This window comes from Kitasatospora sp. NPDC096077, assembly GCF_040303245.1.
Classification (GTDB): Bacteria; Actinomycetota; Actinomycetes; order Streptomycetales; family Streptomycetaceae; genus Kitasatospora.
In genome coordinates this window covers 92633-106936 of record NZ_JBEOSV010000010.1, presented here as the reverse complement: position 1 = coordinate 106936, position 14304 = coordinate 92633, and the positions used below count along the sequence as shown (strand labels likewise).

At 72.1% G+C, this 14304-nt stretch carries 13 protein-coding genes and 2 tRNA genes; 9 read left to right on the top strand and 6 right to left on the bottom strand.

Going from position 1 to position 14304, the window contains the following annotated elements; all coding sequences use genetic code 11:
- The first annotated feature begins 64 nt into the window (after positions 1-64).
- Positions 65-916 (top strand): GNAT family N-acetyltransferase, encoded by an 852-nt coding sequence (locus ABTZ03_RS12745; RefSeq protein ID WP_350512927.1) that lies wholly within the window; start codon positions 65-67, stop codon positions 914-916.
- 29 nt (positions 917-945) lie between these two features.
- On the opposite strand, the gene ABTZ03_RS12740 is transcribed toward ABTZ03_RS12745, so the two are convergent.
- The gene (locus tag ABTZ03_RS12740) at positions 946-1446 is read right to left on the bottom strand and encodes a DsbA family protein (protein ID WP_350512926.1); all 501 of its coding nucleotides are present in this window, start codon (positions 1444-1446) and stop codon (positions 946-948) included.
- A gap of 111 nt (positions 1447-1557) precedes the next feature.
- On the opposite strand from ABTZ03_RS12740, the gene ABTZ03_RS12735 reads away from it, so the two are divergent.
- Entirely contained in the window at positions 1558-2019 is a 462-nt protein-coding gene (locus ABTZ03_RS12735) for a hypothetical protein (protein ID WP_350512925.1), read from the top strand.
- Between the two features lie 19 nt (positions 2020-2038).
- Here ABTZ03_RS12735 and ABTZ03_RS12730 read toward each other — a convergent pair whose 3' ends face one another.
- On the bottom strand, positions 2039-2608 hold the full coding sequence (locus ABTZ03_RS12730; RefSeq protein ID WP_350512924.1) for a CGNR zinc finger domain-containing protein: 570 nt from the start codon (positions 2606-2608) through the stop codon (positions 2039-2041).
- 446 nt (positions 2609-3054) lie between these two features.
- Complete coding sequence (locus ABTZ03_RS12725) at positions 3055-3468, bottom strand: SsgA family sporulation/cell division regulator (RefSeq protein WP_030056266.1); 414 nt, start codon at positions 3466-3468, stop codon at positions 3055-3057.
- A 428-nt stretch (positions 3469-3896) separates the two neighbouring features.
- Between ABTZ03_RS12725 and ABTZ03_RS12720 the strand changes: the two genes are divergently transcribed.
- Positions 3897-3968, top strand: a tRNA-Val gene (locus ABTZ03_RS12720).
- A gap of 211 nt (positions 3969-4179) precedes the next feature.
- Positions 4180-4251: transfer RNA gene (locus ABTZ03_RS12715), tRNA-Val, on the top strand.
- Between the two features lie 62 nt (positions 4252-4313).
- Here the strand turns inward: ABTZ03_RS12715 and ABTZ03_RS12710 are convergent.
- A complete protein-coding gene (locus ABTZ03_RS12710; RefSeq protein ID WP_350512923.1) occupies positions 4314-5081 on the bottom strand; it encodes an exonuclease domain-containing protein in 768 nt (255 codons plus the stop codon).
- A gap of 146 nt (positions 5082-5227) precedes the next feature.
- Here ABTZ03_RS12710 and ABTZ03_RS12705 point away from each other — a divergent pair, with 146 nt between their 5' ends.
- The 4 genes from ABTZ03_RS12705 (at position 5228) to ABTZ03_RS12690 (ending at position 9755) form a co-directional block, all read left to right on the top strand.
- Complete coding sequence (locus ABTZ03_RS12705; protein WP_350512922.1) at positions 5228-5782, top strand: DUF4365 domain-containing protein; 555 nt, start codon at positions 5228-5230, stop codon at positions 5780-5782.
- Positions 5783-5814: 32 nt separating this feature from the next.
- A complete protein-coding gene (locus ABTZ03_RS12700) occupies positions 5815-6981 on the top strand; it encodes a hypothetical protein (RefSeq protein ID WP_350512921.1) in 1167 nt (388 codons plus the stop codon).
- Positions 6982-7068: 87 nt separating this feature from the next.
- Positions 7069-9048, top strand: coding sequence for a threonine--tRNA ligase (gene thrS, locus ABTZ03_RS12695; RefSeq protein ID WP_350512920.1), 1980 nt, complete (start codon positions 7069-7071; stop codon positions 9046-9048).
- Positions 9049-9194: 146 nt separating this feature from the next.
- On the top strand, positions 9195-9755 hold the full coding sequence (locus ABTZ03_RS12690) for an HIT family protein (RefSeq protein ID WP_049651438.1): 561 nt from the start codon (positions 9195-9197) through the stop codon (positions 9753-9755).
- Positions 9756-9824: 69 nt separating this feature from the next.
- Here ABTZ03_RS12690 and ABTZ03_RS12685 read toward each other — a convergent pair whose 3' ends face one another.
- Complete coding sequence (locus ABTZ03_RS12685; RefSeq protein WP_350512919.1) at positions 9825-11471, bottom strand: AbeC-like domain-containing protein; 1647 nt, start codon at positions 11469-11471, stop codon at positions 9825-9827.
- A gap of 214 nt (positions 11472-11685) precedes the next feature.
- Between ABTZ03_RS12685 and ABTZ03_RS12680 the strand changes: the two genes are divergently transcribed.
- Positions 11686-12114 (top strand): thiol-disulfide oxidoreductase DCC family protein, encoded by a 429-nt coding sequence (locus ABTZ03_RS12680; protein ID WP_350512918.1) that lies wholly within the window; start codon positions 11686-11688, stop codon positions 12112-12114.
- A 3-nt stretch (positions 12115-12117) separates the two neighbouring features.
- Here the strand turns inward: ABTZ03_RS12680 and ABTZ03_RS12675 are convergent, their stop codons facing one another.
- Positions 12118-14166, bottom strand: a complete 2049-nt coding sequence (locus ABTZ03_RS12675) for an elongation factor G-like protein EF-G2 (protein WP_350512917.1) — start codon at positions 14164-14166, stop codon at positions 12118-12120.
- Positions 14167-14304 lie beyond the last annotated feature (138 nt).

Genomic DNA, 14304 nt, shown 5'->3' with positions numbered 1-14304 from the left:
GGCACGGGGGCGGGCGCGGCGGGCGGCGCGGATAACCTTCCCGGCGAGGGGAAGGGACCACCACATGACCACCACGCTGCGCCCCGAGGGCCCCGAGACACCCACCGCGGCCGGCGGCCGCACCAGACGCTGGCGGATCCTCGCGAACGGCCACCAGGTCGGCGCACTGCGCACCACCTCGGCCCGGCACGGCAACCAACTCTGGGGCGAGATATCGGAGTTGGAGATCACCGAGGGCCGCGGCCGGGGGCGCGGAACCTTCGGCGCGCTGGCCGCGGAGGAGGTGCTGCGGCACTGGGACTGCACCCGGGTGGACGTCGTCGTCCCCGAGACCGCCCGGATCGCCCGGGGCCTCGCCGCCACCCTCGGCTACACCGAGCGGATGCGGAACCTGGGCAAGACCCTGACCGCACCCTCGGCCCTGCCCGCCGGTCTCACCGCCCACCCGATCGGCGCCGCGGAGTTCCCGGCCTGGATCGACCGGGCGGCCCGGGAGTACGTCCACTCCCTGATGGACTCCGGCCTCACCGAGGAGCAGGCCCGGGCCAAGTCGAGCCTGGACCACCGCAACGTCCTCCAGCAGGGCGCCGACACCCCCGGCGTCGCCCTGCGCCGCCTCCACAACGGGGACGGCCGGGCCACGGGCGAACCGCTCGGCTCGCTCTGGGTGAACCTCCACCTGCGCGACCTGCCGGACGGCACCCCGCTCGCCTGGGTCATGGTGATCGAGGTGTCCCCGGCCCACCGGGGCCGGGGACACGGTCGCGCCCTGATGCTGCTCGCCGAACAGGAGTGCCTGGCCGCCGGGGTGCGCGAACTCGGCCTGAACGTCTTCGCCCGCAACGAGGTCGCCCTGCGGCTCTACACCTCGCTCGGCTACCGGATCGTCAACCGCTGCTACGGCAAGCCGCTGTGAGGAATTGACGGAACGTCAGAAGGCGGCGATCAGGAGGACTTCGCCGCCTCGACGATCTCGACGATCCGCTCGCGCAGCCCGTCCTGGCTCTGCCCGCCGTCCAACCGCCGGCCGCCGATCACGTACGTCGGCGTGCCCTTGACCCCGATCGCCTTCCCCTCGGCCTGGTCGGAGTCCACGGTCAGCATGTGCCGGCCGTCGATCAGCGCGGTGTCCACCTCCTCGACGTCCACCCCGACCTCCCGGGCGACCTCCAGCAGCAGCTGCTGGCCCCGTGCGTCCAGCTCCTCGACCCGGGCCAGCAGTGCCTCCACGAACGGCCACCCCAGCCCCTGGGCGAACGCCTCCTCGGCCGCCTCGGCCGCGGCGTAGGCGTGCTTGTGCTTCTCCAGCGGGAAGTGCCGCAGCTCCACGGGCAGCGCGTCGCCGTACTGCGCGCGCAGCGCCCTTACGTCGTCCAGGGCGGTGCAGCAGTCCGGGCACTGGAGGTCGCACCAGAACTCGAGGCGGGGGAGGGAACCATCGATCATTCCCCCAGTGTTCCATTAGTGGGTGCCCGTTCCCGCCCGGCGGTGCGCCCGACGGCGGACCGACAGGGAGGCACCGATGACCAGGACGACCGGATACGAAGGGGCGCACTCGTGCTGACCGCGGCGATCAGTTTCCTCCTCACGGCCGGCGGGGTGGCGGTCGCGGGCCTGCGGGCCTGGCGACGGCGCTTCCGCTCGGCCACCCGCTGGTTCGCGGTGGCCCTGCTACCCGCCGGGCTCTACCTGACCGGCCTGTTCCCACTGGCGACCAAGATCGGCCGGGCGTTCGGCGACTGGGCGGCCAAGCTGGTCTTCGACCCCCGGGTGTGGACCGGCATCGCGCTGCTCGGCGTCTCCGCCGCCCTGCTGCTCGCCACCCGCTGGATGGACCGGCGCGGGGCCGTGGAAGCCTCCCCGGAGCGCCCGTCCGCGGCCGGCCCGGCCCCCGAGCGCCCGGCCGTGGCCCAGGCGCCGAAGGCGCCCGGAAAGCCGCAGAAGCAGACGGGCAAGCGGGACGACGGCCTCGGTGACTTCTCCGACATCGAGGAGATCCTGCGCAAGCGCGGCATCTGAAACTGCCCGCGCGCGGGGGTCAGGCGGAGGCGACGGCCTCCGCCGACCGCTGCCGCGCCCGGTAGGCGGCGACGTGCAGCCGGTTGCCACAGGTCCGGCTGTCGCAGTAGCGCCGCGAGCGGTTCCGGGAGAGGTCCACGAAGACCCGGGCGCAGTCGGGCGCCTCGCACCGGCGCAGCCGCTCCCGCTCGCCGGCCATCAGGATGAAGGCCAGCGCCATGCCCAGCTCCGCCGCGAGATGGGGGCCGAGCGCGGCGTGCGGCGCGAAGTAGTGGATGTGCCAGTCGTGGTGGTCGTGGTTGACCAGCCGGGGCGTCGTCCCGGCGGCCGCGACGATCGCGTTGACCAGCTCGGCGGCCGCCTCGGTGGACTCCGTCCCGAACACCTCGCGCAGCCGGGTGCGCAGGTCGTGCACCTGACGCAGGTCGTCCTCGGTCAGCGAGTCGATCTCGCTGATCTCCTGGCGGACCACGAAGGCGTCCAGCGCGGCGACGTCCGGCAGCCGCTCGTCGCCGCACACCTCGGGAGCGGTGTTGAGCAGATCCACGAGGATGCTCAGCGCGCACTCGGTGTCATGGGTGATCAGCACTTGGGACTCCTCGCGCAGGGGGACTCCGGTACCCCGCGTCCACGGTTACCCCAGACCATACCGGCCCTTGCGGCATAAGGGCGGCGCGTTTGTTCGAAGGCCTGTACGGATTCCGTCAGAGCGTCCCAAAGCGGGCGTCGCGGCCCCCGCCGGGCCGGGCCGTCCCCCGGGGCGCGAACCGGCACGCGACCCGGGAGCCGCGCCACGACCGCCCGAAATGACGGCGGCGCCCGGCACCGGGGCCGACCACCCGTACGGATGGCCGGCCCCGATGCCGGGCGCCTGCGGTGCTGCGGCCCCGCTCCGGTGGGAGCGGACCTCTCACCGGCCCCGAGACCGCGTCGTGCGCGGTTGAGTCCGCTGCCGTGCCCCCGAGTAGGACGGCAGCGATGACGGCAGGGGGTGCGGCCCCGCCGACAGCGGGGCTGGACCGCCTCCGGTCGGGGTCAGCTTTCGGCGAGGATGTGCGACAGCTCCCGGTCGAGGTCGAAGTGACGGTGTTCGGTGCCGGGGGGCACCGCGGCGTCCGTCCGCTTGAGGAACGACTCAAGCGCCCGGGCCGGGGCCTCCAGCAGGGCTTCTCCTTCCGGAGAGCTCAGGGCGATGCAGACCACCCCTTGCCCGTGGCTGCGCGACGGCCACACCCGGACGTCGCCGGTACCGGTGGGTCGGTGCAGCCCCTCCGCGAGGAGATCTCGGGCGAACACCCACTCCACGGTCTCGTCGGCGCCCGTGTGGAACGTGGCGTGCACGGCGTAGGGGTCGGCGGTGTCGTAGCGCAGGCCCGCGGGGACGGGCAGTGAGGACTCGCTGGACACGATGAGGCGCAGGTGCAGCTCGCAGCTGACCGTGGTGTTCATAAGCGCCATGGCCTTTCGCTCAGTGTGCGCTCGGGGAATCGCACGTCGGCGAACGGACCATCCCACCCCCAAGACCGATGTAAACCCCTCTGTCCCGATTCGGGCGCGAGTCGTACCCCTTACGGCGCATTGCGGAATCGTCACGGAGTACCCGCCCGGGGCATTACCGGCGGTTCTTCTCCGCCGGTTTCCCGGGCGGCCCGTGTCGGGCCGGTGCGAGGCACCGGGGCGGATCGGGAACAGGGGAGCGGGTGGTGCGTCCGGGCCCGACGAGTCGTGCGCACGGACGGGCGCGGGACGGGACGGACGGCGTGGCCGGGGCGGACGGGCGCGGTCCCGGTGGGCGGGGCCGGGGCCGCGGGCGGGCGGGACGGCGGGCGGGGTGGTCGGAGCACCCGCCGGGATGCGGTAATGTTTTCTCTGCACCCGGGCGATTAGCTCAGCGGGAGAGCACTTCGTTCACACCGAAGGGGTCACTGGTTCGATCCCAGTATCGCCCACCGGAATGCATTGTGATATGTGAGGCCCAGTCGATTATCGACTGGGCCTCACATGTATTTCCGGAATCCACCCGGAGAGCGGGTGCCAAATCCGGCTGAGGCCCAGTCATCTTCCGCGCGGAGCGCGAGTTCTGTGGATGTGTCGGCCGTACTCCGGAAGAACGAGTTGTACGACGGCCTCCGAATGGTGCTAGAGTTCATCTCGTTGCCCGGGCGATTAGCTCAGCGGGAGAGCACTTCGTTCACACCGAAGGGGTCACTGGTTCGATCCCAGTATCGCCCACCGGACAGCACGCAGGCCCTGACCAGGAAACCGGTCAGGGCCTGCGGCGCGTTCCGGGCCGGTTACGCGGCCGCCTCGCAACCGTGTTCGGGCTCCAGCCGACGACCGCAGACGCACCGGGCCGGCCGCAGCGGCCAGGACAGGTCCACCCGCTCCGGCGTCCCCGACCGGTCGAACCAGGCCTGCAGCCCGCGCGCCTGCGCCGCGTGCCAGATCGCCTGCCGCAGGTGCAGCTCCGCCGCCGACAGCCCGCCCAGCGCCGCCGGGTAGCGGGCGCCTATTCGCCGGATCAGCGACAGGGCCGCCGTCGCGTCCGCCGCCGCGTCGTGCGCCCCGGCCAGGTCCACGCCGTAGTGGACGCACAGGTCGGTCAGCGTCCGGCGGCCCCGGCGGTAGCGGTCCACGTGCTTGTCCAGCACCCGCGGATCCAGCACCACCAGCCCGGCGCCGTCCAGCCCCGTGCTCAGCGCCAGCCCGTGGTGCCGGCGCAACTCCCGGTCCAGCAGCGTCAGATCGTAGGGCGCGTTCATCACCACCACCGGGCGACCGGCCCGCGCCTGGGCCGCCAGCGCGCGGGTGACCTCCGCCACCACCGCCCGGGCCGGCCGGCCGTGCGTCCGGACCTGCTCGTCGGTGATGCCGTGCACCGCCCGGGCGCCGTCCGGGATCGGCACGCCCGGATCGGCGAGCCAGGTGGTGGTCTGCGCCGGTGCGTCCGGGGCGAGTTGGACGACCAGGGCGGCGGAGACGATCCGATCGGTCTCCACGTCCACGCCGGTGGTCTCGGTGTCGAAGGAAGCGAGTGGGCCGGTGTACCAGTGCTGCTGCATGACTGCCCCTCAGGCGTGCGTTCCGCGCCCTGGTGATACCCGGTTCTGACGCCCGCTCAACCCGTTTGGCCCAGCCAGGACCGGGGATCCTGCCACTGGGCCGGTCGGCCCGGACGGGCCCGGAGCCGGGGGAGGCGCACGGGACGATGGCACTGACACAGCCGCCGCCCGACGGCGCGGCGGCCACCCTCAGGGGGAACCTCGCGGTCACCGCCTGCATGGAGACCCTGCAGGTCGGCTACCTGCACGCGGTCGCCGCCGCGGCCGGCTGCTCGCTCTCCCAACCCTTCCCGGACAACGGCATCGACTGGCAGGTCAGCCACGGCTCCCGGGAGCACGAGGTGGACGACGAGGTCACCATCAAGATCCAGCTCAAGGCGACCCAGCAGATCGCGCCCGACCCGACCGGGCCGTTCTTCAGCTTCACCCTGGACAACGACCACCTGCGCAAGCTCGCCCGCGCCCGGGTCGCCGTCCCCCGCATCCTGGTCGTGATGCTGCTGCCGCGCCGGGTCGACCAGTGGCTCCGGGCCCGCCCGGACGCCCTCGAACTGCGGCACTGCTGCTACTGGGTCAACCTGGCCGGCCACCCCGTCACCGGACAGCGGCGCACCAACGTCCGGGTGCCCACCGACAAGGTCTTCGACGACCGCGCGCTCTGCGACATCATGGCCCGGGTCGGCGCGGGCGACAGCCCGTGACCGCCCGGCCCCGGCAGCGAGGAACCACACCCATGACCCTGCCGCACGGACCGGAGGACCCGACCCGGGCCCTGCCCGATCCCGCCACCGTCGACCCCGCCGTGCTCGCCACCCTGCTCGCCCGGCACGGCTGGGTCCGGCGCGGCGGCCCCGCCGCCCGCTACGGCCGCTGGACCCCGCCGGACGGCGAACCCGGCACCAGCCTCCTGATCCCCGCCGCGGACGGCTTCGACGACGCCGTCGAACTCCTCACCGACGCCGTCACCGCACTCGCACGCTCCCGCACCCCCTCCGCCCGCGCGATCCTGCTCGCCCTCGCCGTCCCCGGCGACGAGCTGACCTGGCGCCGCGAACTGCCCGGCCTCGCCGACACCACCCCCTGGGACGACGCCGAACGGCTCCAGCGCACCGCACGCGCGATGCTCGCCGCCGGGGCCAAGGCCGGCAAGACCACGGCCGCCTACTTCGGCGCCCGGCTGGACACTCTCGCCGGGGACTTCCTGGACCGCGTCCTGCTCGTCGAGCAGGGCGTCGCCGACCAGGGCGCCGCCCTCACCGCCCACACCCCCGCCCCCGAGGGCCGCACCGCCGTCACCACCCTGGTCCGCGCCCTGGAGGCACTGCGCGAAGCGGTCGACTACCGCCGGGTCAGCGGCGGGCCCGAGGCCTTCGAGAACGCCGTCCGCTCCGGCGTCAGCCGGGAACTCGTCCAGTCCGTCGAGGACCTGGTGCGCGGCACGACCGCCGCCCGGCTCACCGTCGCCTGGTCACCCGCCGCCGGGACCCCCGGCGGCTTCGGCGACCGCCGGATCGACCTCGAGTACTCGCCCGGCGACCTGCCCGCCCTCGCCGAGGCCGCCGAACTGCTGGAACGGATCGAGCCCGCCGTCGACGTCACCGTGGTCGGCGTGGTGGTCCGGCTCAAGCGCGCCGACCCGGCCGGACCGGGCTCCGTCCGACTGCGGGTGCTCGGCGGCGCCGAGGTCCGCGAACTCAAGCTGCGCCTGCCCGACCCCGACTACCGGCTCGCCGCCGAGGCCCACCTCTCCGGCGTCCCGGTCCGGGTCTCCGGCCGACTGGACCGCCGCGACGGCTTCCGCCGGCTGAGCCGGGTCCACGGACTGGAGCTCTGCGGTTGGGGGGAGGGCGACCACGAGCGACTGCTCAAGGGGCTCCAGGACGGGGGAGAGAGGTCCTGAGTGCGCGGTGCGGTTGGTGCTCTCGGTACCATCGTCACGCGCAGCGCAGTGTTGCGTCCTCTGAATCCAGCACGTCAGGAGAGACCGGTGACGGACGTCCGGGTAATCATCAGCCGCGAACCCGATCGGGAAGAGCGCGTGGTGACCACGGGCACTACGGCCGCCGAGCTCTTCGCCGACGACCGCTCGATCATCGCCGCCCGCGTCGGCGGCCAGCTCAAGGACCTCGCCCACGTCCTCCAGGACGGCGAGGAGGTCGAGCCGGTCGCGATCGACAGCAAGGACGGTCTCGACATCCTGCGCCACTCCACCGCGCACGTCATGGCCCAGGCCGTGCAGCAGCTCTACCCCGAGGCCAAGCTCGGCATCGGCCCGCCGGTCAAGGACGGCTTCTACTACGACTTCGACGTCGAGAAGCCCTTCCACCCCGATGACCTCAAGGCCATCGAGAAGAAGATGCAGGAGATCATCAAGCGCGGGCAGAAGTTCTCCCGCCGCGTGGTCACCGACGAGGACGCCCGCGAGGAGCTGGCCGCCGAGCCGTACAAGCTCGAACTGATCGGCCTCAAGGGCTCCGCCGCCACGGCCGGCGAGGGCGCCGACGTCGAGGTCGGCGCCGGCGAGCTCACCATCTACGACAACCTGGACGCCAAGAGCGGCGAGCAGTGCTGGGGCGACCTCTGCCGCGGCCCGCACCTGCCCAGCACCCGCCACATCCCGGCGTTCAAGCTGATGCGCAACGCGTCCGCCTACTGGCGCGGTAGCGAGAAGAACCCGCAGTTGCAGCGCATCTACGGCACCGCCTGGCCGAGCAAGGACGAGCTCAAGGCCCACCTGGACTTCCTGGTCGAGGCCGAGAAGCGCGACCACCGCAAGCTCGGCAACGAGCTCGACCTCTTCTCCATCCCCGAGGAGATCGGCTCCGGCCTCGCCGTCTTCCACCCCAAGGGCGGCATCATCCGCCGGGCGATGGAGGACTACTCGCGCAAGCGGCACGAGGAAGAGGGCTACGAGTTCGTCTACACCCCGCACGCCACCAAGGGGAAGCTCTTCGAGAAGAGCGGCCACCTCGACTGGTACGCGGACGGTATGTACCCGCCCATGCAGCTCGACGAGGGCGTGGACTACTACCTCAAGCCGATGAACTGCCCGATGCACAACCTGATCTTCGACGCGCGCGGCCGCTCGTACCGTGAACTGCCGCTGCGCCTCTTCGAGTTCGGGACGGTGTACCGCTACGAGAAGTCCGGGGTGGTGCACGGCCTGACCCGGGCCCGCGGCTTCACCCAGGACGACGCCCACATCTACTGCACCCGCGAGCAGATGGCGGAGGAGCTCGACTCCACCCTGACCTTCGTGCTCAACCTCCTTCGCGACTACGGTCTGACCGACTTCTACCTGGAGCTGTCGACCAAGGACCCGGTCAAGTACGTCGGCAGCGACGAGACCTGGGAGGAGGCCACCCGCGTCCTGGCGAGCGTGGCCGAGAAGCAGGGTCTCCCGCTGGTTCCGGACCCGGGCGGCGCGGCCTTCTACGGCCCGAAGATCTCGGTGCAGGCGAAGGACGCCATCGGCCGGACCTGGCAGATGAGCACCATCCAGCTGGACTTCAACCTGCCCGAGCGTTTCGATCTTGAGTACACCGCGGCGGACGGCTCGCGGCAGCGGCCGGTCATGATCCACCGTGCGCTGTTCGGTTCGATCGAGCGGTTCTTCGCGGTGCTGCTGGAGCACTACGCCGGCGCCATGCCGCCGTGGCTGGCCCCCGTCACCGTGACCGGCATCCCGATCACCGACGAGCACGTGCCGTACCTGCTGGAGGTCGCGGCCGAGCTGAAGAAGCACGGGATCCGGGTGGACGTGGACACCTCGGACGACCGGATGCAGAAGAAGATCCGCAACGCGCAGCGGGCCAAGGTCCCGTACATGCTGATCGCCGGCAACGACGACGTCGAGGCGGGCGCGGTCTCCTTCCGCTACCGCAACGGTGAGCAGAAGAACGGCGTGCCACTGGCCGAGGCCGTTGCCGAGATCGTCGACGCGGTGAAGAACCGCATCCAGGTATGACGTAGGCCCCGCCTGAGCGGGGGTGGCCCTCCCATGCTGCAACGCATCTACGGGACGGCGTGATCGGCCCCGCGATCGCGGGGATGTGCGGGGCAGGCTCTTCAAGAGTCTGCCCCGCACGGCTTTGCAAGCACCATCGGGCGAATATGCTGATCAGCATGACGACTGAGCCGGAACTGCAGCGGGGTGTCGGTGAGCCGGACGGCTTCCGCCGCCTGTGGACCCCCCATCGGATGGCGTACATCCAGGGTGAGAACAAGCCCACCGGCCCGGCTCCGGACGACGGTTGTCCGTTCTGCTCGATCCCGTCGCTGAGCGACGAGGAGGGGCTGGTCATCGCCCGGGGGAGCGCCGTGTTCGCGGTGCTGAACCTGTACCCGTACAACGGCGGGCACCTGATGGTGGTCCCGTACCGGCACGTGGCCGACTACACCGACCTGGACGAGGCGGAGACGGCCGAGCTGGCGGACTTCACCAAGAAGGCGATGACCGCGCTGCGCGCGGCCTCCGGGGCGCACGGGTTCAACATCGGGATGAACCAGGGCGCGGCGGCCGGGGCCGGGATCGCGGCGCACCTGCACCAGCACGTGGTGCCGCGCTGGGGCGGGGACACCAACTTCATGCCGGTGGTCGGCCACACCAAGGTGCTTCCGCAGCTGCTGGCGGACACCCGCAAGATGCTGGCCGAGGTCTGGCCGCAGGGCTGAGTCGGTAGGAACGCGCGAAGAGGGGCCCGCCACCGGGGAGTTCGGTGACGGGCCCCTCTTCGTACGGTGCTAGTCGGCGTTGAACTCGTCGACCTTGTACGGGCGCGGGCTCTGGGCCTCGGCCTTGATGATCGAGGTGCGGGTCTTGAAGAAGCGGTCGGCGTCGAGGTCGTGCTCCTGGAGGAACTCCAGGGTGGCGGTGTGCACCGCGTTGAGCACCGGCACGGAGGCGTTGAGCGCGTTGTCGACCATGGAGCGGTTGTTCCAGGCGGTGCCGACCCAGGAGTGCCGCAGTCCGAAGGGCTCGGGCAGGCCGAGGCCGCCGCCGAGCCAGCCGAGCAGGCTGGGCATCTTGTGGAAGGGGGCGCGGACGGCCTGGCGGACCACCTCGTCGTTGTCGATCAGGGGGAGCTTGATCGTGCGCTCCTCCCAGAACTTCATCGACTTGGGGATCGACTTCTCCTTGTCCTTGGGCTTGTCGAAGAAGACGCCCTTGATCGGGCCGAGCGCGTAGCCCGCCACCGCGATGCTCAGCACATTGGCCAGCAGGGTCACCGTGACGGTGAAGGTGATGATCAACTTGCCGTCGTGGGTGATGAACTGGGTGGCCATGTAGTGCCGGGGGCCGCCGGGGAAGGTCTGCTTGTCGGCGAGGCTCTGCACGGCGAAGTCGCGCATCCGCTCGCCGTCCATGTCGGCGCCGCTGGGGCGGCTGATCTCGTCGGCGCCCTCGCTGACGTCGAAGACCGCCCACTGCTTGATGGCGACGTTGGGGATGCCGCTGTTGGCGACGTGGCTGACCCCGAGGCCCTTGAGGTGGGCGGAGATCCGGCGGACCAGGTCCCAGGGGTGGAACGCGCGGAAGTCGGCGTGGCCCTCGGCGGGGTGCAGGGTGTCGGCCAGGCGCCATTCGCCCCAGCGGCGGCCGGCGCCCAGGATGCCCTTGGGGCCGGCGTAGTGGTGGATGTTGGTCTCCTGCTCGGCGTCCAGCCGGCCGAGCTTGTCGCGCAGGTCGTTGGCCTTCTTGTCGAGGTCGTCGCGGGGGACGGCCTTGGCGACGGTGGCGGCGACGGCGCTGCCCTCGACCAGGGCCTGCCAGCTGGAGCGGAGGTCCTTGGCGGAGCGTTCGACGATCCGGCGGGCGAGGTACCAGCCGAGCACCGGGGCGAGCATGGTGATCCGCAGGTAGACGCCGAGGACGCCGGCCGCCGGGGGGAACAGCGCGAGGTAGCCGGCCAGGACGGCGACCGCGATGAGGGTGAGGGCGCCGTAGGTGTCGGCGCCGCGGGAGTTGTCCCGCTTGAGCCAGGCGCGGAGCTGGAAGGCGCCGAGCCAGATCAGGGTGCCGGGGAGGAAGAGCAGGCCGGTGACGACGGTGATGCCGCTGAGCTGCCGGTCGCGGGCGTGCCGCAGCTCCTCGGCCGCCAGGCAGTGTTCGACGACCTGGCGGGTGTCGACGCCGAAGGACGGGACGAGGGGCTTGCGGTCGCCGCCGAGGGCGCGGGAGATCAGGGCCTTGCTGAAGGCCTCGCCGAGGTTGGGGCGGAAGAGCGCGAAGCGGCCCTTCTTCTCCTTGGCGTCGGCGACGTCCGTGACGAACTTGCCGATCTCGCCGTCGCGGTAGGCGGCCGAGGAGAGTGCCTGGGTGACGGCGGTCTGCGGGCCGGCGTCGGTCCGGGGTATCTGCGCACCCGGGGTCATGTCGAGTGTGGCCACGGTGGCGTCTGCTCCTCCCCTTGTCAGCGGCAGGTTACCGTGCCGTGGCACCCCTGCGCGGATGATCGTCTGAACTACCGTCACGAACCGTCACGTTCCGGCCGCGCCGGGCTTGACAGGCATGATGCCCAGCTTCGGACGGGTCGATACCCGCGCGAACCGATGCCGTGGGGGTGGAGCAGGATGGACGGTGAACACGATGAAGGGGGTTGCCATGAAGGATCCGGTGCTGGTCTTCGACGGGGACTGCGCGTTCTGCTCGTCCTGCGTGCGCTGGGGGGAGCGGTACCTGCGGCAGACCCTGGCCTCGGGGGGCTGGGAGGCGGTGCCGTTCCAGTTCGCGGAGCTGCCGGAGCTGGACGCGGTGGCGGGCGGCCGGGGCGAGGTGTCGGCGGAGCGGGCCGAGCGCGAGGTGCTCTGGGTGACGCCGGCGGGCCGGGTGTACGGGGGTGCGCAGGCGGTGGCGCGGCTGCTGATGCGCACGGGCGGCGCGTGGGCGTACCTGGGGGCGGTGCTGACCCTGCCGCCGGTGCGTCCGGTGGCGGCCGTGGTGTACCGCTGGGTGTCGCGGAACCGGCACCGGATGCCGGGGGGTACGGCGGCGTGCGCGCTGCCGAACCGCAAGCCCGTCGGGTCGGCGTAGCGGTCAGTCCGTGTAGCGGTCGGCCACGGCGGCGGGCATGGGTTCGTGGCGCAGGTAGGCGCGGGAGAACTCGGCGGTGCCGTGGGTGAGGGCGCGCAGGTCGACCGGGTAGCGGACGAGTTCGAGTTCGGGGACCTCGGCGCGCAGCAGGGTGAGGCCCTGGCCGCCGGTCTCGGTGCCGAGGACGCGGCCGCGGCGGGCGGAGAGGTCGCCGAGCACGGCGCCGAGGTACTCGTCGGGGAGCAGCACGCTGACCGCGGCGACGGGTTCGAGCAGCCGGATGACGGCGTGCTCGGCGGCGTCGCGCAGGGCGAGGGCGGCGGCGTTCTGGAACGAGGCGTCGGAGGAGTCGACGGAGTGGGCCTTGCCGTCGGTGAGGGTGACCCGGACGTCGACGAGCGGGTGTCCGGTGGCGACGCCCTTGGCGAGTTGGGCGCGGACGCCCTTCTCGACGGAGGGGATGAAGTGCTTGGGGACGGCGCCGCCGACGACGTGTTCCTGGAACTCGAAGCCGGCGCCGGCCGGGAGGGGTTCGACCTCCAGGTCGCAGATGGCGTACTGGCCGTGGCCGCCGGACTGTTTGACGAGTCGGCCGTGGCCGGCGGCGGCGGTGCCGAAGGTCTCGCGCAGGGCGACCTTGGGTTCGACGGTGTCGACGTGGACGCCGTGGCGGGTGCGCAGCCGGTCGAGGACGACCTCGGCGTGGGCCTCGCCGGTGCACCAGAGGACGAGCTGGTGGGTGTCGGGGTTCTGTTCGAGGCGTAGGGCCGGGTCTTCGGCGGTGAGCCGGGTGAGGGCTTGGGAGAGCTTGTCGTCGTCGGCCTTGCTGTGGGCTTCGACGGCGATCGGCAGCAGGGGCTCGGGCAGTGTCCAGCCGTCGAGTTCGACGGGGTGGCCGGGGTCGTGGACGGTGTCGCCGGCCCGGGCGCTGGTGAGTTTGGCGGCGCAGACGAGGTCGCCGGCGACGGCGTGCGGGACGGGTCGCTGGAGTTTGCCGAAGGGGCTGGTGAGGCCGGTGACGCGTTCGTCGCCGTTCTGGTCGGCGGTGTGGGCGGGGCCGGTGAGGTGGATCCGGCTGTCGGGGCGCAGGGTGCCGGCGTAGAGGCGCAGCAGGCTGATCCGGCCGACGTAGGCGTCGCCGGTGACGCGGATGACCTGGGCGGCGAGCGGGGCGTCGGGGTCGCAGTCGGGGGCGGGGCGGGTGCGTTCGGTGGGGTTCGGGAAGGCGTGGGCGATCAGGTCGAGGAGTTCGGCGGCGCCGAGGCCGTTGTCGCTGGTGGGGACGGCGGGGTGGAGGGTGCAGGCGAGGACTTCGCGGCGCAGGCCGGCTTCGAGGGAGTCGGTGTCGAGGGGGTCGCCGGAGAGGTAGCGCTCCATGAGGGTGTCGTCCTGGCCGGAGATGGCTTCGACGAGGCTGTCGTGGGCGGGGCCGGTGTCGGGGAGCGGGGTGGTGTCGCCGTAGGTGTCGCCGGTGAGGAGGTCGACGCTGCCGTCGGGGTGTCCGTCGTGGAGGACGGGCAGGAAGAGCGGGCGCAGGGTGTCCGGGCCCAGGTCGAAGGCGTCGTGGCAGGCGGTGAGGATGTCGTCGAAGCCGGTGCGGGCGAGGTCGAGTTTGGCGACGGCGACGGCGCGCGGGATGCCTTCGGCGGCGCACTCGCGCCAGAGGGCGCGGGTGGGGGCGGTGACCGGGTCGGTGGCGGAGACGACGAAGACGGCGGCGTCGGCGGCGTGCAGGGCGGCGCGCAGGTCGGCGGCGAAGTCGGGGTGGCCGGGCGGGTCGATCAGGTTGATCTTGACGCCCTTCCATTCGAGCGGGAGCAGCGCGAGCTGGACGGAGCGCTGCTGCTGGTGCTCGATCTCCTCGTGGTCGGAGACGGTGGTGCCGTCGGTGACGCGGCCGGCCCGGCCGGTGGCGCCGGCGGCGAGGGCGAGGGATTCGGCGAGGGTGGTCTTGCCCACACCGCTGGAGCCGACGAGGACGACGTTGCGCAGGTCCTGCGGGCCGGTGACGGTGGGCGCCTGGCCGGCTCGTGCGGTGCTGCGGTCGGGCATCGGGGTCTCCTCCCGTGGCGCCGAGGCTGTCCTTGGCAGTCTAGGGTCGGGTCCGGTCGGGCGCTCGTGCGATTGACCGCACGTGTGTGCGGCCGGTCGGCCGGTGTGCCGTCCGGCGGTGCGTGCGACGGAGGGTGT